General features: G+C 68.0%; 14 protein-coding genes. 5 read left to right on the forward strand and 9 right to left on the reverse strand.

Annotated features, from left to right (window positions below; translation table 11 throughout):
• Positions 1-159: 159 nt before the first annotated feature.
• The 4 genes from QQK25_RS15935 to QQK25_RS15950 all read right to left on the reverse strand — a co-directional run bounded on the left by QQK25_RS15935 (position 160) and on the right by QQK25_RS15950 (position 4,009).
• Positions 160-435, reverse strand: a complete 276-nt coding sequence (locus tag QQK25_RS15935) for an HU family DNA-binding protein (RefSeq protein ID WP_153159440.1) — start codon at positions 433-435, stop codon at positions 160-162.
• 192 nt (positions 436-627) lie between these two features.
• Positions 628-2,004, reverse strand: a complete 1,377-nt coding sequence (gene radA / locus QQK25_RS15940) for a DNA repair protein RadA (protein WP_153159441.1) — start codon at positions 2,002-2,004, stop codon at positions 628-630.
• The gene (gene alr / locus QQK25_RS15945) at positions 2,004-3,098 is read right to left on the reverse strand and encodes an alanine racemase (RefSeq protein ID WP_284188817.1); all 1,095 of its coding nucleotides are present in this window, start codon (positions 3,096-3,098) and stop codon (positions 2,004-2,006) included. Before alr ends, radA begins: the two co-directional genes overlap by 1 nt.
• Positions 3,098-4,009, reverse strand: coding sequence for a LysR family transcriptional regulator (locus QQK25_RS15950; RefSeq protein WP_153159443.1), 912 nt, complete (start codon positions 4,007-4,009; stop codon positions 3,098-3,100). The genes alr and QQK25_RS15950 overlap by 1 nt, the downstream gene beginning before the upstream one ends.
• 126 nt (positions 4,010-4,135) lie before the next feature.
• Here QQK25_RS15950 and lplT point away from each other — a divergent pair, with 126 nt between their 5' ends.
• The gene (gene lplT, locus QQK25_RS15955; RefSeq protein WP_284188818.1) at positions 4,136-5,398 is read left to right on the forward strand and encodes a lysophospholipid transporter LplT; all 1,263 of its coding nucleotides are present in this window, start codon (positions 4,136-4,138) and stop codon (positions 5,396-5,398) included.
• Positions 5,399-5,428: 30 nt separating this feature from the next.
• Here lplT and QQK25_RS15960 read toward each other — a convergent pair whose 3' ends face one another.
• The 3 genes from QQK25_RS15960 to QQK25_RS15970 are packed head-to-tail and all read right to left on the reverse strand — an operon-like array spanning position 5,429 to position 9,121.
• Positions 5,429-6,067: a response regulator transcription factor gene (locus QQK25_RS15960; protein WP_284188819.1), complete on the reverse strand. Its 639-nt coding sequence runs from the start codon at positions 6,065-6,067 to the stop codon at positions 5,429-5,431.
• Positions 6,067-6,567 carry a hypothetical protein gene (locus tag QQK25_RS15965; RefSeq protein WP_284188820.1) on the reverse strand — a complete coding sequence of 167 codons (501 nt, stop codon included), beginning with the start codon at positions 6,565-6,567 and terminating at the stop codon, positions 6,067-6,069. The genes QQK25_RS15960 and QQK25_RS15965 overlap by 1 nt, the downstream gene beginning before the upstream one ends.
• A 46-nt stretch (positions 6,568-6,613) precedes the next feature.
• Positions 6,614-9,121: a TonB-dependent receptor gene (locus tag QQK25_RS15970; RefSeq protein WP_284188821.1), complete on the reverse strand. Its 2,508-nt coding sequence runs from the start codon at positions 9,119-9,121 to the stop codon at positions 6,614-6,616.
• A 142-nt stretch (positions 9,122-9,263) separates the two neighbouring features.
• Between QQK25_RS15970 and QQK25_RS15975 the strand changes: the two genes are divergently transcribed.
• The 4 genes from QQK25_RS15975 to QQK25_RS15990 all read left to right on the forward strand — a co-directional run bounded on the left by QQK25_RS15975 (position 9,264) and on the right by QQK25_RS15990 (position 12,146).
• Positions 9,264-9,818, forward strand: coding sequence for a tetratricopeptide repeat protein (locus QQK25_RS15975; RefSeq protein WP_153159448.1), 555 nt, complete (start codon positions 9,264-9,266; stop codon positions 9,816-9,818).
• A 398-nt stretch (positions 9,819-10,216) separates the two neighbouring features.
• Positions 10,217-10,990 carry an energy transducer TonB gene (locus QQK25_RS15980; RefSeq protein WP_284188822.1) on the forward strand — a complete coding sequence of 258 codons (774 nt, stop codon included), beginning with the start codon at positions 10,217-10,219 and terminating at the stop codon, positions 10,988-10,990.
• 11 nt (positions 10,991-11,001) lie between these two features.
• Positions 11,002-11,727 carry a MotA/TolQ/ExbB proton channel family protein gene (locus QQK25_RS15985; RefSeq protein WP_284188823.1) on the forward strand — a complete coding sequence of 242 codons (726 nt, stop codon included), beginning with the start codon at positions 11,002-11,004 and terminating at the stop codon, positions 11,725-11,727.
• Complete coding sequence (locus QQK25_RS15990) at positions 11,727-12,146, forward strand: ExbD/TolR family protein (protein WP_284188824.1); 420 nt, start codon at positions 11,727-11,729, stop codon at positions 12,144-12,146. Before QQK25_RS15985 ends, QQK25_RS15990 begins: the two co-directional genes overlap by 1 nt.
• A gap of 90 nt (positions 12,147-12,236) precedes the next feature.
• On the opposite strand, the gene QQK25_RS15995 is transcribed toward QQK25_RS15990, so the two are convergent.
• Together QQK25_RS15995 and QQK25_RS16000 are read right to left on the reverse strand one after the other, a co-directional pair.
• Positions 12,237-13,802 (reverse strand): sensor domain-containing diguanylate cyclase, encoded by a 1,566-nt coding sequence (locus QQK25_RS15995; RefSeq protein ID WP_284188825.1) that lies wholly within the window; start codon positions 13,800-13,802, stop codon positions 12,237-12,239.
• Positions 13,799-16,014 (reverse strand): tandem-95 repeat protein (locus QQK25_RS16000; RefSeq protein WP_284188826.1); only part of this gene is annotated, 2,216 nt, incomplete at its 5' end. The genes QQK25_RS15995 and QQK25_RS16000, both read right to left, overlap by 4 nt.

The raw sequence follows: 16,014 nt of genomic DNA on the forward strand, positions 1-16,014 counted from the left end.
CGAAGCGCCAGGTTAAGTTCGGTTAAGCCAGGAAAAGCCCTGTGAGCGCCATCAACGCTACGTCCTGCCGCACATGGGCCGGCGGACGGTGGACGAAAAAAAGGCGACCGGACGGCCGCCTTTCGATGCATCAATCCCCGAGCGGGGAGTGACGAGTGTTCAGCTGTTCACAGCGTCTTTCAACTTGGAGCCGGCCGAGAACTTGGGCTGCTTGGAAGCAGCGATCTGGATCTCGGCGCCGGTCTGCGGATTGCGACCGACACGGGCGGCACGCTCGCCCACGGAGAAGGTACCGAAACCGACCAGCGTCACGCTCTCACCTTTGCCCAGCGCTTCGGTGATGATTTCCATGACACCGTCCACGGCACGGCCAGCATCGGCCTTGGTCAGACCACTCTTGCCAGCCAACGCATCGATCAATTCAGTCTTGTTCATAGCTCTTAGTGTGTTGATGAAAGAAATGGGTGGATTTACAAAAACGGCAGAAGCCCCAACAGGTGACGCCACGTGCCCGAATCGCACCACACCACCCGCAGGGCGCTAGCTTACATCGCTCTTTTCAAACTGTGGCACGAATATCTAGGTTTTCCGTGGTTTTCGGCGTTACTGCAGCGCAAAAAGCATAAATCAGCCGGTCGAAAGCTCACGAATCCGCTCCAGCGCCTCCTCGATCCGGTCCACGGCAACCACCCGCATCCCCGGAATGTCGTGCTTCGGGGCGTTGGCCTTGGGCACCAGGGCCACGGTAAAACCGAGCTTGGCGGATTCCTTCAGGCGCTCCTGGCCCCGCGGCGCTGGCCGGATCTCGCCCGCCAGCCCCACCTCGCCAAACACCACCAGCTCCCGCGGGAGCGGCCGGTTGGTGAGGGACGAGACGATGGCGAGGAGCACCGCCAGATCGGCTGCCGGTTCGGCGATCTTCACCCCGCCCACCGCGTTGACGAACACGTCCTGATCGAAACACACCACGCCGGCGTGCCGGTGCAGCACCGCCAGCAGCATCGCCAGCCGGTTCTGCTCGAGGCCCACCGACAGGCGGCGCGGGCTCGGGCTGTGGGCCGAATCCACCAGCGCCTGGATCTCCACGAGCAGCGGCCGCGTGCCTTCCTGGGTGACCAGCACGCACGAGCCCGGCACCTGCTGGCCGTGCTGCGACAGGAAGATTGCCGACGGATTGCTGACGCCCTTCAGGCCCTTCTCGGTCATCGCGAAGACGCCCAGCTCATTGACCGCGCCGAAGCGGTTCTTGAAGGCCCGCACGAGGCGGAAGCTGGAATGGGTGTCGCCCTCGAAGTACAGCACCGTGTCGACGATGTGCTCCAGCACCCGCGGGCCGGCCAGCGCGCCGTCCTTGGTCACGTGGCCGACCATGATCAGCGTGGTGCTGCCCTGCTTGGCGAAGCGGGTGAGCTGGGCCGCGCATTCGCGCACCTGGGCCACCGAGCCCGGCGCCGAGCCGAGGGTTTCGGAATAGACGGTCTGGATCGAATCCACCACCGCCACGTCGGGCTTCACGTCGCGCAGGCTGGCGAGGATGCGTTCGAGGTTGATCTCGGGCAGCAGCTGCAGGGTGCTCGCCTCGAGCTGCAGCCGCGCTGCGCGCAGCGCCACCTGCTCGGCGGATTCCTCGCCGCTCACGTAGAGCGCCTTGAGGTGGCCGGAGAGCAGCGCCAGCGCCTGCAGCAGCAGGGTCGACTTGCCGATGCCGGGGTCGCCGCCGATCAGCACCACGCCGCCGGGCACCAGCCCGCCGCCCAGCACCCGGTCGAACTCCTCGATGCCGGTGGGCACGCGGGCGGATTCGCGGGGCTGCACGTCGGCCAGCGTCTGCAGCCGGCCGGAATCACCGGCCAGGGCGGCAAAACGCTTGGCAACCGGCGCCTCGGGCTCGACCACCGATTCAACCAGCGTGTTCCAGACCTTGCAGTGGGGGCACTGCCCCTGCCAGCGGGGCGACTTGCCGCCGCATTCCGAGCAGACGTATTCGGTCTTGACCTTGGCCATCAGGCGGCCCCGGCAGATTCGCCGCGCACGCTCACCGGCACGCGGGGCGCCAGGGCGCAGAAGAGTTCATAGCTGATGGTACCGGCGGCGGTCGCCACCTCGTCGGCAGGCAGGCCGTCGCCCCACAGGGTGACCGGCGAGCCGACGCCGGCGTCTTCGAGGTGCGACAGGTCGCAGACCAGCATGTCCATCGACACGCGGCCGAGGGTGCGGGTGCGGCGTCCGCCCACCAGGATCGGCGTGCCAGTGGGCGCGTGGCGCGGATAGCCGTCGGCGTAGCCGCAGGCCACCACGCCGACGCGGGTCGGGCCGCTGGCCTCGAAGGTGCCGCCGTAGCCGACGCGCTCACCGGCAGCGATTTCCTGCACGCCGATGATCTCGCTGGTGAGGGTCATCACCGGGCGCAGGCCAAGTTCATCGGCGCCGTGCAGGTCGGGCATCGGCGAGCCGCCGTAGAGCATGATCCCCGGCCGTGCGATCTGGCCGACAGCCTCGGGGAAACGCAGCAGCGCAGCCGAGTTGGCGAGGCTCACCGGCAAGTCGAGGCCGGCAGTGATGGCCTTGAAGGTAGCAAGCTGGGCGCCAATGCCCACCTCGTCGTCGGCGCGGGCGAAGTGGGTCATCAGGGTGATCCCGCGCACCCAGGGCATCGCCCGCAGGCGGGCCAGCGCCGCGCCAAAGCGGTCGGCGGTGAAGCCCAGGCGGTTCATGCCCGAGTTGATCTTGAGGAGCACGTCGATGGCGCCCTCGGGCCGGGCACGCTCCAGCATCGCCAGCTGGGCTTCGCTGTGGATCGCCGGGGTGAGGCCGAGGGCAACGATGTCGGCCAGGTCAGCCGGCTCGAAGAAGCCTTCGAGGAGCGCGATGGGCGCCGTGACGCCGGCGGCGCGAAGCTGGCGGGCTTCGGCCAGATCGAGGAGCGCGAAGCCGTCGGCCACGGGCGCCAGGGCGCGGATGGCCCGGTCGAGGCCGTGGCCGTAGGCGTTGGCCTTGACCACCGCGAAGGCGCGGGCAGAACCGGCGCGATGCTTTGAAACGAGGTAGTTGTGACGCAGGGCCTCCAGGTCGATGGAGGCACGGATCGGACGGGGCATCAGTATCTTTCGGACGCGAGGCGGGGAATCTCTTCAGCCGCGTAGTCAGCGAAGGTATTCACCAGCCGGGAGCGGAACTTGTCTTTGAGCAGGATGACTTCGAGGGGCGTGAAAAGCGGCGGGTCGAGGGGGATCGCGGCGAGCTGGCCGGCCTTGAGCTCGCGGCCGATGGCGGCGCGGGAGGCGACGGCAACACCCAGCCCGGCCGCCGCCAGGTGCTTGACCGACGACAGGCTGCCGAGTTCCGCCGTGACGTTGAGGTCTTCGTACGGAATGCCGGCGCTGGTGAAGAACTGGTCCACCAGATCGCGGATGCCGTTGCCGGGCTCCCGGTGGAGCAGCGGCTGGGCGGCGAGCTGATCGGCGCGCACGGCCTTTTCAAACGTGAGCGGGTGGCCCGGCGCGACGATCACGTTGAGTTCGTCCTGGCCCAGGTGGCGACGTTCGAGGGTCGGCTGGTCGGTGACGATCTCGATCAGGCCCACGTCGAGGCTGCGGTCCATCACCCGCCCCTCGATGGTCTGGGAGTTGCCCACCGACACCCGCGGCACGACCCGCGGATAACGCCGCTTGAAACCTTCGAGCAGCCACGGCAGCCAGTAGGCGGCAATGGTGGTGCTGGTGCCCAGGTGGAGCACGCCGGAGAGTTCGTCGGTGAGCTCACCGACACGGGCTTCGAGCTCTTCCGACAAGCCGAGGATCCGCTCGGCGTAGGCCATCACCAGCTCGCCCGCTGCGGTGAGCGTGACGCGCCCGTGCCCCCGGTCGAACAGGCGGGTGTTGAACTGCTCTTCCAGTTGCTTGATCTGGAAGGTCACTGCCGGCTGCGTCATGAAGAGCGCTTCGGCGGCGCGGGTGAACGACCCGTGTCGGGCAACGGCGTGGAATACCTGGAGTCGACGATCGGCCATGACTGATAAACCCGGTTTATGGTAAGTGCTATTGGAGCACAACATTGACGGCGTCGCCATAAGTCATCATGGCCTTCGTGGTATAAAGCGCGGTCCGTCAAATTCACCGAGCTTTCGTCGCCTGCGATGCCCTTCGGTTTCTACATGATCATGGCAGCGCAGTTCTTCTCTGCGCTGGCCGACAACGCCTTACTCATCGCCTCCATCTACGTGCTCCGCGAGATGGCGTCACCGCAAGAATACGAGCCGCTCCTCAAGCTCTTCTTCACCCTCTCCTACGTGCTGCTGGCCGCCTTCGTGGGCGCCTTCGCCGACTCCATGCCCAAGTGGAGGGTGATGCTCATCAGCAACGGGATCAAGATCGTGGGCTGCTCGCTGATGTTTGGCGGCATGCACCCGCTTGCGGCCTACGCGGTGGTCGGGCTGGGCGCCGCGGCGTACTCGCCGGCCAAGTACGGCATCCTCACCGAATACCTGCCGCCGCGGCTGCTGGTGGTGGCCAACGGCTGGATCGAGGGCCTGACGGTGGGCGCGATCATCCTCGGCACGCTGGTTGGCGGCATGCTCATCAAGCCCAATTTCTCCCAGGCCTTGCTGGGCTTCGATCTGCCGCTCATCGACACCGGCATCGACACGGTGCCCGAGATGGCCTTGTGCATCGTCGGCATCCTCTATCTCATCGCCGCGCTGTTCAACCTCAAGGTGCCCGACACCGGGGTGGACCACAAGGTCCTCAAGAAAAATCCGGCCTACCTGATCCACGACTTCAACCATTGCCTGCGCCTGCTGTGGCGCGACAAGCTGGGCCAGATCTCCCTCGCCACCACCACCCTCTTCTGGGGTGCCGGCGCAACCCTCCAGTTCATCGTGATCAAGTGGGCCGAGCAGGCCCTGCACCTGGATCTGTCGAAGGCCTCGATGCTCCAGGGCGTGGTGGCCGTGGGCGTGGCCATCGGCGCGGCGATGGCCGCCAAGATGGTGACGATGCGTGCCTCGGTCAAGGTGATCCCCCTCGGCATCGCGATGGGCATCATCGTCAATGTGATGATCTTCGTCACCGACATGGGCGTGGCGATGGCGCTGATGGTGCTGATCGGCGGTCTCTCCGGCTTCTTCGTGGTGCCGATGAACGCCCTGCTCCAGCACCGCGGCCACATCCTGATGGGCGCGGGCCACTCCATCGCGGTGCAGAACTTCAACGAGAACCTGTCGATCCTGGTGATGACCGGCCTCTACGCGCTGCTGATCCGCCTCAACTTCTCGATCAACACGGTGGTGGTGGCCTTCGGGCTGTTCGTGGCGGGGATGATGTACCTCGTCAAACGCCGCCACGAGGCGAACCAGCGCGAGTTCGACGCCGTCGCAACCCTCGACGAGAGCCTGCACTAAGCCCAGCGCCGGGCGCTCGCCCGGCCGGGCTTACTCGCTGCCGTCCAGCAGGCCGTGGGCGTCGGCGTGGCGGTACATCTCAAGCACGCTCGACAGGCCGGTCTTCTGGCGGATCATGGTCTGGTAGTTGGCCACCGTCTTGGCGCTCAGGAAGAGCCTCGCGGCGATCTGCTCCACCGTCCGCCCCGCCGCCAGCAGCCTGAAGATCTCGAATTCCCGCGGTGACAGCCCGGCGTGCACCGCCGCGCCATCGGCACCGGCCCGGGCCGCCGCCACATCCGCCGACAACGGCCGCTCGCCCCGCGCCACCCGACGCACCGCGTCGATCAGCAGATCGGGTTCGCTGCTCTTGGTGAGATAACCGTCGGCGCCGGCCTTGAGAGCCTGATCGACGATGGACGGGTTGTCGTGCATCGAGAACACCAGCACCTTGGGCGAGGTCTCCCGGGCCTTGACCCGGGCCAGGGTTTCCAGCCCGCCGCGGCCGGGCATCGACAGATCGAGCACCAGCACGTCGGCGCTGTTGGCGGCAAACCAGGCGCAGGCCGAATCGCTGTCGCCGAAATCTGCCACCACTTCCATGTCGTCTTCCAGCTCCAGCAGGCGCCGGTAACCGGTGCGCACCACGGCGTGATCATCGGCCAGCACGACGCGCAGCTTGACGCCCATCACGTGCCCTCCGCGCCAAGCGGCAGGCGGGCGGTAAGCCGCAGGCCGGCGCCGTTGTCGGCCGACCAGCACAGATGGGGTGAATCCTGAAAATCGATAAGCACAGATACGCGGAGCGCCGGGCCGCCTGCGGACAGCGCAAGAGCCTGGCAGCTCAGCTGGCAAAGGGTTTCGAGCATGGTTCGGGACAACCGCAGCGTGGGCGGTTCTACGTGGAGGACGGGCGGCGAGGTGACGCCGGGCACATCCTGCCAGTTTTCCAGCGCGACGTGGAGCATTGGCAGCACGGCTGGGCTGGCATCGGCCGAATCGGCCGGCAGCTGGCGCTGAAGCACCCGCAGGCGCCGGTCGATGGCGGCGCCCTGGGTTTCCACGTCGCGGGCAGCGGCCTGAAGGTCCGCCTGCCCGCCGCTCTTGCGCAGCAGGAAGGCGGCGTTGGCGCGCAGCGCGGTGAGCGCCTGCCCGATCTCCTCATACAGGCCGGCGAGGCCGATGCTCACGGAACGACCCTCCGGTCACCGCCGGGGAGCGGCCGGGCGGGGGCGCTCACAGGCTGTAGCGCAGGCCGACCCAGAAGGTCCGCGGCGCACCCGGCGCGTAGAACGTGGAACCGACCATCGGATATTCACCGCCCACCGGCGCAAACGGCCGGGCCAGAACGCCGCCACTCGACGAAAACGCCGTTGACCCGAGTTGCGCGCCGGTGGCGTACTCGCGGTCGAACAGGTTGTTGATCTGGCCGAAGAGCTGCACGCCGCGGCTCACGTCGTAGCGGGCACCGAGGTTGGTCACCGCGTAGCCGCCGGAGCGGCCGGAACCCATGTAGTAGGTGCCGTCGGGCTGGTGGCTGTTGTTCTCGTTGCCGCGGGCGTAGCTGCCGGAGACGGCGATGAGATCGGCGGTGAGGGCGAAGGCCGGCAGCACCTTCCAGTCGGCCGAGGCCTTGACCAGGTGGCGCGGGATCAGCGGGATGCGGTCGCCAGCGCGGACGTCGATGGTGCCTTCGAGGCCGGCCCCTTCGCTGTTGGTGCTGTTGCCGGCACCGCCGACCACCTCGGCGCTGCGATAGGTGGCGTCCAGGAAGGTGTAGTTGAGGGCCAGGCTCACCGGCCCGACGATGGTGCTGGCGCCCGCCTCGACGCCCTGGCGGCGGGTCTTGCCGAAGTTCTTGAAGTAGCCGTAGCCCAGCGCGTCGTCGGCCACGAAGAGGATGTCGTCCTGGTTCTCGGCGCGGAACAGGCCGAGGTTCCAGCGGGTCTTCGAATCCACCGCGCCGCGCAGGCCGAATTCCCAGGTCTTGGTGACCACCTGCTTGAGCGGCGGATCGCCGGCCATGGCGTTGGGCAGCTTGCAGGGGTTGTCGGGGTTGGCGCAGCCCAGCTCGATGGCGGTGGGCGTGCGGCTGCCTTCGCTGTAGCCGGCGTAGGCGCTCCACGCCTTCGACGGGGTGTAGGTGATGCCGGCCGCCGGGTTGAAGCGGCTGAAGCTGTGGTTGCCGTCGAGCGAATCGGCACCGCCGCCCGGGTTGAGCAGATCGCGGTTCTTCACCTGGGTGCGGTTGTAGCGGCCCGACAGGGTGGCGTGCCAGCGGTCGGTGATCGACAGAGTGTCGGTGGCGAAGAGACTCCAGGTGCGGGTGCGACCGCTGAGATTGACGCGCGAATCCAGGGCCGTCTCACCGACACCGGCACTCTGGGAGCCGTCAGCCCAGGCATCCACCGGGGTCACGCTGCGATCAGCGTTGAGGTAGCCGTACTGGCCGCTCTGCTGGAAGCGCAGGTTGCTGTGGTCGTAGGCGGCGCCGGCGATGAACAGGTTCTTGCGGCCATCGAACATGCCCGAATGGCTGAGCTGGCCCGACAGGCCGAAGTTTTCCTGGTCGGTGCGGGTGCGGTTGATGAGGCCGGTGCACTTCTCGTTGGGCTCGTCGGCCAGCAGCGCATTGGCGATGCAGCGCCAGTAAGGGAAAGGCGTGTTCGAGGCGTTGGCGCCGCTGGTCGGGAAGCCGCTGTAGCCCGCGGCGGTGAGCGCGGCCCGCTCGGTGGCGCTGGGCTGGTAGACCGACTGGTCGAGGGAACCTTCGTTCACGTCGCCGTTGGTGGTGGCGGTGTTGATCTTGCGGTAGTACACGTTGCCCGACAGCATCAGCGCATCACTCAGGCTGTGGCGGCCGGTGAGGTTGAGGAAGATCGAGCGGTTCTGGGTGATGTCCGGCTGGGTGTAGATGCTGCTGTAGTCCTGCTCCAGCAGGCGTTTTTCCTGCAGGCCGTTGCCGTTGAGCTTGTTGTCGGCGTAGGCGATGGAGAGGTCGAGATCGGTGCGGGCGTCCTGCCAGCCCAGCTTGCCGAAGAGCTGGCGCACATCCGACGGAGAGTTGGTGCGCCAGCCGCTGTCCCGATAGAGATTGCCGGCGAAGAACCACTCCAGCCCGTTGTCGTCGTTGAAGCTGCCGTGGGTAAACTCAAGCGAGCGGCGGTTGTGGCTGCCGCTGGTGAGCTGCACCGTCGAGCCCGGATGGGTGCGGCCTTCCTTGGTCTGGATCGCCAGCGCGCCGCCCAGGGTGTTGAGGCCGAACAGCGGGTTGGAGCCCGGCATCAGGTTCATCGATGCGATCGCCGCCTTCGGGATCAGATCCCAGCTCACCACGTCGCCAAAGGGCTGGTTGATGCGCACGCCGTCGAAATAAACCGACATACCCTGGGGCGTGCCCAGCAGCGGCGAGGCGGTGTAACCCCGATAGTTCACGTCCATCTGGAACGGGTTGCCCTGGGTTTCGTTCACATGCACGCCAGACAGGCGGCGGTTCATGTAGGCCGCAACGTCTGTCGCGCCGCTGGCATCGATGTCTTTGGCGGTGACGCTCTGCACCGGCGCGGCGATCATCGGCAGCGGCAGTTCGAGCCCCGGCAGCGGGGTCTGGCCGATCACCGTGACTTCCGGCGTGACGACGGTCGCCGGTTCGTCGGCCGCACCCGCGCAGAGGGGAAAACCGGCAGCGATGGCAAGCGCCAGGGGCGTAAGGGCAGGAAATCGGGATGTGGCGGGGCGAAGCATGGATGAAAGTCTCCGTTATAGGCGTTTTCCGCCAGACTACGCACCCGCCTCACCCCACGCCATGGGAAAAATTCCCGAGCTTTCCCGGCGCCCTTCCCGGCCGGTATCATCGGCCCCCTTTCCTCTTCCAGCCGCACCCGCCATGACCGACACCCCGACCATCCTCGCCCGCCGCGACATCGCCGATTCGCTCCTGATGGAAGGCCGCCTCGACGAGGCGCTGGTCATCCTCACCGACGAGATCCTGCCCCACTTCACCGAGACCGGCGAGGCGCGCGAGAAGGCCATCACCCAGGGCCGCATCGCCGACGTGCTGTTCGCCCAGGGCCGGCTCGACGACGCCATGGCGCTGCACACCGAGCGCCTGCCGGCGGTCACCGAGCTGGGCGACGACGAGGGCATCGCCCACGTGCTGTTCTCGATGGCCAACATCCGCCTCGCCCGGGGTGAGCACGAAAGCGGCAACCTCCAGCAGATCTACGAGGAACTCGCCCAGGCCTTCCAGCTGAGCTGCCAGCACGGCCAGCCCGACGCCATCGGCGGCATCGGCATGCTGCTGGTGCAGGTGCTGGCGATGGGCGGCCTGCGCGACGACGCCATGGACACCCTCAACGTGGTCGAAGAAGCCTTCACCACCCTGCGCGACGTGGACAGCCTCGCCCGCGTGCGCGAACTGCGCGGCATGCTCGAAGGCTGATCGGCCGTCCAGCAGGCCACTGCACCGGGTGCTCACCCGGCCCCCGCAGCAACCTGCGTGTCTCCAACCTCGGGCGCCGCAATGGCGCCCGAGGTCCGTTCACCGACCCTGACGGCCCACGCCAGGCGCTCCGCCACCCCCGCGCGTTCAACCGCGGCCCGCATGGGCAACGAGTCCCGACACCCCATCGTCGCCCTTCCACTCTGCGGGAATGCGGAGAAATTCACCGGGGCGCTTATCCCCACGGCTTGACGCCTCACACTTACAACCATAAAATAACAATCATTCTCATTTGCATTTCACAAACACCCAGCTTGTGAAATGCAAAACCCAGCCAGCCAGCGCAGCCCTCCGGCCATGACGCGAGCCAGCCAGGAACCATCCGACTGGAGATCGACATGACTGCCGCCCCCCTGGCGACGCCGCCGGCCGACCCGCCTGAGCATCCGGGCCTGCCTGCGCCCTTTCTGGCCCTGCCCCGCCCGCAGCCACCGTCCACCCTGCGCCGCAACAGCGCGGGCGTCGGGCTTGCCGTGCTCCTCCACGGCGGATTGCTGGCCGCGCTCACCGTGGCCATCAGCCAGTTCAAGCCTCCCGTCACGCCGCCCCAGACGAGCATCACCATCAGCCTCGCGACGCCCGTGCCGACCCCCAGGCCCCAGACACAGCCCCAGCCCAAACCCCAGCCCCGGCTGAAGGAACCCACGCCGCCAAGGCCCGAGCAAAAGCCCGCCCCCCAGGCCCGCGCCACCGACAAGCCGGTGATCACCTCGGCCCCGGTCGCCAGCAATCCGGCCGAAACCAGCGCCGCCGCAGCACCTGCGGCACCTCCTTCTCCGCCGGCTCCGGCCGCCCCGGCTGCCCCCGCGCCGGTCGCCGTGGTGGCGCCGCGCTTCGACGCCGCCTACCTCTCCAATCCGCTGCCGCCCTACCCCAGCGCCGCCAAGCGCATGGGCGAGGAAGGCCGCGTGCTGCTGCGCGTACAGGTGGGCGCCGACGGCAAGCCCACCGACGTCACCGTCATCAAGAGCTGCGGCTTCCCGCGGCTCGACGAAAGCGCCCGCGACACCGTGCTGCGCAGCTGGCGCTTCGTGCCGGCCCGCCAGGGCGACCAGCCCGTGGCCGGCGCGGTCAAGGTGCCCATCGACTTCACTTTAACTTCCGCCTCCTGAAAGGAACCTCCATGAACGAATCCACCTTCAGCCTGGCCCGCATCTGGGCCCAGGGCGACGGCGTCTCCCACGCCGTGGCCGTGATGCTGGTCATCATGTCGCTGGCGTCCTGGTCGGTGATCATCGTCAAGGCCTGGCAGCTGTTCGCCCTGCGCCGCATGAGCGGTGGCGCCAAGGCCTTCTGGCACGCCACCAGCTTCGAGGCCGGCATGGCCGCCCTCACGCCCCACGCCGCCGACAACCCCTTCCACGACCTGGCCCACCGCGGCACCGAGGCGGTCAGCCACCACACCACCCACCGCGACGAGCTGCACGGCGTGCTGGGCCTCAACGACTGGCTCACCAGCACCCTGCGCCAGTCCATCGACGACACCACCGGCCGGCTCCAGGCGGGCCTGTCGATCCTCGCCTCGGTGGGCAGCACGGCCCCGTTCATCGGGCTGTTCGGCACCGTGTGGGGCATCTACCACGCGCTGGTGGGCATCGGCGCCGCCGGCCAGGCCACGCTGGATCAGGTCGCCGGCCCGGTGGGCGAATCCCTGGTGATGACCGCCGGCGGCCTGGCCGTGGCGATCCCGGCGGTGCTGGGCTACAACGCCCTGGTGCGCGGCAACAAGGAGATCCTGGCCCGCCTCAAGCACTTCGCCCATGATCTGCACGCCTACCTCGTCACCGGCGGCCGGGTGCGCAAGACCAACGCCAACCTGCACCCGCTGCCCGCCCGCAAGGAGGCATGATGAGCTTCGGAACCAGCGATTTCGACGACGACGGCGAGGTGATGTCGGAGATCAACATGACGCCCCTGGTGGACGTGATGCTGGTGCTCCTGATCATCTTCATCATCACCGTGCCGGTGATCAACCACGCGGTGAAGCTCGACCTGCCCAAGGCCAGCAGCCAGCCGGAGCAGATCAAGCCCGAGAAGGTGCAGGTGTCGATCAAGGCCGACGGCAGCCTCAGCTGGAACGGCGAGACGGTCGCCGCCGACGCCCTCGAGCCCCGCCTGGCCGCCGCCGCGACCCGCGAGCCCCAGCCCGAGATCCACCTGCAGGTGGATCGCCAGGCCCAGTACGACCACGTGGCCCAGCTGCTGTCCGCCGCCAGCCGCCACGGGCTGGGCAAGGTGGCGTTCGTGACGGAGCCGGGCGCGAAGTGAAATCCGCCAGATGAAACAATCAAGGCCGGATTGTTGCTGAAATTGCAACAATCCGGCCTTGCGCCTTTCGGGGCTGGTGGCGCGCAGCCGTCAGTGGTGCGCCAGCTCGGGCACCTCGGCATCGCCGCCCACCGACCGCTCGCCCGCCCACAGCGACACCCGGTTGCGGCCGGTCTGCTTGGATTGATACAGCGCGTTGTCGGCCTGGTCGATGAGCTCGGCCGGGTCCTTCGCGCCGCCGCGGATCGACGCCACGCCAAAGCTCGACGTGATGCGGATGCCCGGGATGTCGCGCACCGCTGCCCCGGCATTGGTCTCGATGGCCAGCCGCAATCGCTCGGCCACCTCGACGGCCTGCTCGGGGGTGGCGCCGGGCAGCATGATGCAGAACTCCTCGCCGCCGTAACGGCACAGCATGTCCACCTCGCGCAGATCGGTGCCCAGGCACTTGGCCACCGACTTGATCACCTGATCGCCCACCGCGTGGCCATAGCGGTCGTTGAAGGACTTGAAGTGGTCGATGTCGCTCATGATGCAGCACACCTCCTCGCCTTCCGCCTTGAGCTGCTCGTAAAGGGGATCGGCCGCGCCGAAGAAGGCCCGGCGGTTGAGGCAGCCGGTCATCGGGTCGCGGGTGGCGAGGCGGTGGAGCTCCTCGTTCTGGCGGCGGATCTCTTCCTTCGAAGCCTCCAGATCCACCAGCGTGCCCAGCAGCTGGTCGTTGATCCGATGCAGCATGGTCACGTCCGAGAAGTTGACCAGGCAGCCCCGCAGCCGGCCATGACCGTCGAGAATGGGCGAGCAGCCGACGATGGCGCGCAGGGGCTCTTCCTCGCCCGGTCGGGCCAGCTCAAGGGTCTGGTCGCCGGAGTTGCTGCGACGCTCCATCGCCGTCACCCACGGGTAGGGGTGCTCCGGCGTCACGTGAAAGCCTTCGACAAGCCAGGTGAGCTCCGTCACCGCGCGGCCGGTCATATCTTCCTGGGCACTCGGGTGAAAGTGGCGGAAGGCCTTGTTGGCCAGCACCACGCGCCCCTGCTTGTCGAGCACCAGCACGCCTTCGGCCAGGGTGTCGAAGGCGGTGCGCACCCGGTCGGGGATCGCCTTGGCCGGATCGAGGTATTCGAGCACCCGGCGCAGGTAGAGATAAAAAGCCAGAAATCCGCCAACGGAGATGGTCAGCATCGCCACCACGGTGGGATAGGTGGCCCATTCTCCGAAGGTTTCCGGCAGCACCGGCTTGAAAGCCAGCTCCACCTCGCCCCACGGCTTGTTGTCGGCCAGCACCGGCACCCGCACCTGGGTGAGGGTGGACGAGCCGTCCTCGGGCGGATGCCACCAGGTGCCGTGCTCGCCAGCCACGGCGATGATCACGCCGCCCTGCTGGCGTACCGCCAGGGAGCGCACCTCGGTGTTGCGCTGGATCACGCTGTCGAGGGTGCTCTGGAGCGTCCGGGTGTCGCCGGACTGAAGCAGCGTGGCGGCCTGCACCGCGAGGCTCTCGCTGATCTGCTGACGCACCTGACGGGCCAGCGCGGTGCGGTCGGGGATCAGCCCGAAGGCCAGATCGGCCGCCATCAGCAGCGACACCAGCAGCGCCACGAGGCCCAGCGAGATGCGGGCCACCGGATTGAGGGTGGGAAAGTGGAGTCTCACCCGCGGAAGCCTCCGCCGCCCTGTTCGCCAAACACGTCTTCGGCGCCTTCTTCGTCTCGTGTCATCTCGTCATCCATCAGTTCGCCCCAGTCGCCCTCCTCCTCGTCCTGCGGACCGAGCACCGGCAGCGGATCGAGGCTGCGCCACGCCGGCGCGGCCATCAGCAGGCTGGCGATCAGCCCACCGGCCCGGCTGGCCCACCACACGGCACCCACTGAGAGGGCGATCCCGGAGAGCTCCACGGCATTGAGCACGACACGCACGTCGGTGTAGGCATCATCCCCCAGCGGCGGCACGCCGGCCTTCTCGGCAGTGGCCTGACGGGCCGCCGCCGATCCGGCGCTGCCCTGCGCAGCCGTGTTGGCGCCAAGCAGGAACTCCATCAGCGGCCCTTCGGCACCGGCGCCAAGGGTCAGGGTGACCTGGGCGCCGCCGAACTTCACAAGGCTGTTTTCGGCAGAAAAACGCCGCACATGAGGTTCGCTGCCTTCGCCGCCTGCTGCGGTCCGGACGACGACCACACCCGCCTCGCCGCCCTGCTCCGCCGCGGCGTCTGCCCGGCTGACCACAGGTGCGGCAGGCGCCGCCGGCTTGGTGGCATCGGGGGTCTTGGGGGTGGTGGTGGCGGGCGTGGTGGTGGTGGGCACCGTCACGGACGGCGGCACGACCACCACCGGCGATTCCGTCCCGCCCGATCCGCCCGGCGGCATCAACACGCTGGTGCTGGAATAGCCCACGCTGGCCGCCATCGGCGCGCCGTCCGCCAGGCCGTCGGTGGGATGCAGGGTAACGACCGGCAGATCCACGATGCTTTCATGGACGAACACCACCTTGCCAGCCGCCAGCGCGGCGTAGCTGAACTGGCCGATTGCCACGCCGGGCGCCGACACCAGTTCGAAGTGGCCGTGGCGCGCCGAATCCACGATGAAGACCACGTCGCCCGCGGCCGAATCCACATCCGCCGCCGACACGGCGTCGGCCTTGAGCACCGTGCTGCCGCCCTGGATGAGCTGCAGATCGGCGCGGACCATCGTCGGCGCGTCATTCACCGGCCGTACCACCAGACTCACGGCAACCGGCGCGCTCTCCGCGCGGCCATCGACGGCGCGGTAGACGAAGCCATCGGCGCCAGACCAGTTGGCATCCGGCGTGTAGATGAAGCTGCCGTCGGCGGCCAGCGTCAGGCTGCCGTGGGCCGGGCCGCTGACCAGCCTGGCCGACAGCGGATCGCCGTCGATGTCGGAGTCGTTGGCCAGCACGCCGGCGCCGGAGACCACCAGCGGCGTGTCCTCGTCGAGGGTGTAGCCCTCGCCCACGGCCACCGGCGCGTCATTCACCGGGCTGACGTCGATGGCCAGGGTGTGGCTGCCGGCTTCGGTGTCGACGCCGCCGTCAAAACGGCCACCGTCGTCCCGGACCCGGAATTCGAGGGCGGCGTAGTCCGCGCCGTTCTCATCGGCAGCCGCCGCAAAACGCAGCCGGCCGGCGGCGATGTCGGCCGCAGTGATCCACTGCCCGTCGGCCACCGCGGCGCCATCAAGCGTGAGGCTTCCGCGCGCCGGGGCGGTGACGATCTGCACCGCCGCCAACGCATTGGCCGGCGCATCCAGCGGATCGGCAAACCCGAAATCAGCCAGCGCAAAAACATACGTCGCATCCTCGGCAACGCTGATCCGGCCATCGCTGCTCGTCGGCATCTCGTTGCGGTTGGTCACGCTGACCGCCAGCGCCATCGTCACACTGCGCGTTCCGTCGGATGCCTGGACGGTGATGTCGTAGGTGTTGTCGGCGCCGGCATCGGTCGGGGCCTCGAAGTCCGGGGCGGTGACGAAGCTCAGCGCGCCGGTGCTGCTGTTGATCGAGAACTTCGCGGCGTCGGCGCCACCGACGATCGAATAGCTGAGGGTCTGGGCCGGCAGGTCGGCGTCGGTGGCCGTCACGGTCATCACGGCCGTGGTGTTCTCGGCGACGCTGGCGGTGGCGCTGCTGGTGATCGCCGGGGTGTTGTCGTTCACCGGCGTCACCGTGACGGCGATGGCCTGGGTGCTGGTCAGCGTACCGTCGGAAACCTGCACGGTGACGTCGTAAACGTTGTTCGCGCCGGCGTCGGTCGGGGCTTCGTAGTCGGGCGCGGTGACGAAGCTCAACGCGCCGGTGCTGGCGTTGATGGTGAATTTCGCGGCGTCGGCGCCACCGACAATGCTGTAGCTGA

This window comes from Zoogloea oryzae (assembly GCF_030161255.1).
Taxonomy (GTDB): domain Bacteria; phylum Pseudomonadota; class Gammaproteobacteria; order Burkholderiales; family Rhodocyclaceae; genus Zoogloea; species Zoogloea oryzae.

What these genes read in the sequence shown, in the direction of transcription:
- QQK25_RS15980 (WP_284188822.1), top strand. Translation starts at nt 10,217, where the DNA reads ATGACTGCCGCCCCCCTGGCGACGCCGCCGGCCGACCCGCCTGAGCAT.
- QQK25_RS15990 (WP_284188824.1), top strand. Translation starts at nt 11,727, where the DNA reads ATGAGCTTCGGAACCAGCGATTTCGACGACGACGGCGAGGTGATGTCG.
- radA (WP_153159441.1), bottom strand. Translation starts at nt 2,004, where the DNA reads ATGGCCAAGGTCAAGACCGAATACGTCTGCTCGGAATGCGGCGGCAAG.
- alr (WP_284188817.1), bottom strand. Translation starts at nt 3,098, where the DNA reads ATGCCCCGTCCGATCCGTGCCTCCATCGACCTGGAGGCCCTGCGTCAC.
- QQK25_RS15935 (WP_153159440.1), bottom strand. Translation starts at nt 435, where the DNA reads ATGAACAAGACTGAATTGATCGATGCGTTGGCTGGCAAGAGTGGTCTG.
- QQK25_RS15950 (WP_153159443.1), bottom strand. Translation starts at nt 4,009, where the DNA reads ATGGCCGATCGTCGACTCCAGGTATTCCACGCCGTTGCCCGACACGGG.
- QQK25_RS15970 (WP_284188821.1), bottom strand. Translation starts at nt 9,121, where the DNA reads ATGCTTCGCCCCGCCACATCCCGATTTCCTGCCCTTACGCCCCTGGCG.
- QQK25_RS15985 (WP_284188823.1), top strand. Translation starts at nt 11,002, where the DNA reads ATGAACGAATCCACCTTCAGCCTGGCCCGCATCTGGGCCCAGGGCGAC.
- QQK25_RS15960 (WP_284188819.1), bottom strand. Translation starts at nt 6,067, where the DNA reads ATGGGCGTCAAGCTGCGCGTCGTGCTGGCCGATGATCACGCCGTGGTG.
- QQK25_RS15975 (WP_153159448.1), top strand. Translation starts at nt 9,264, where the DNA reads ATGACCGACACCCCGACCATCCTCGCCCGCCGCGACATCGCCGATTCG.
- lplT (WP_284188818.1), top strand. Translation starts at nt 4,136, where the DNA reads ATGCCCTTCGGTTTCTACATGATCATGGCAGCGCAGTTCTTCTCTGCG.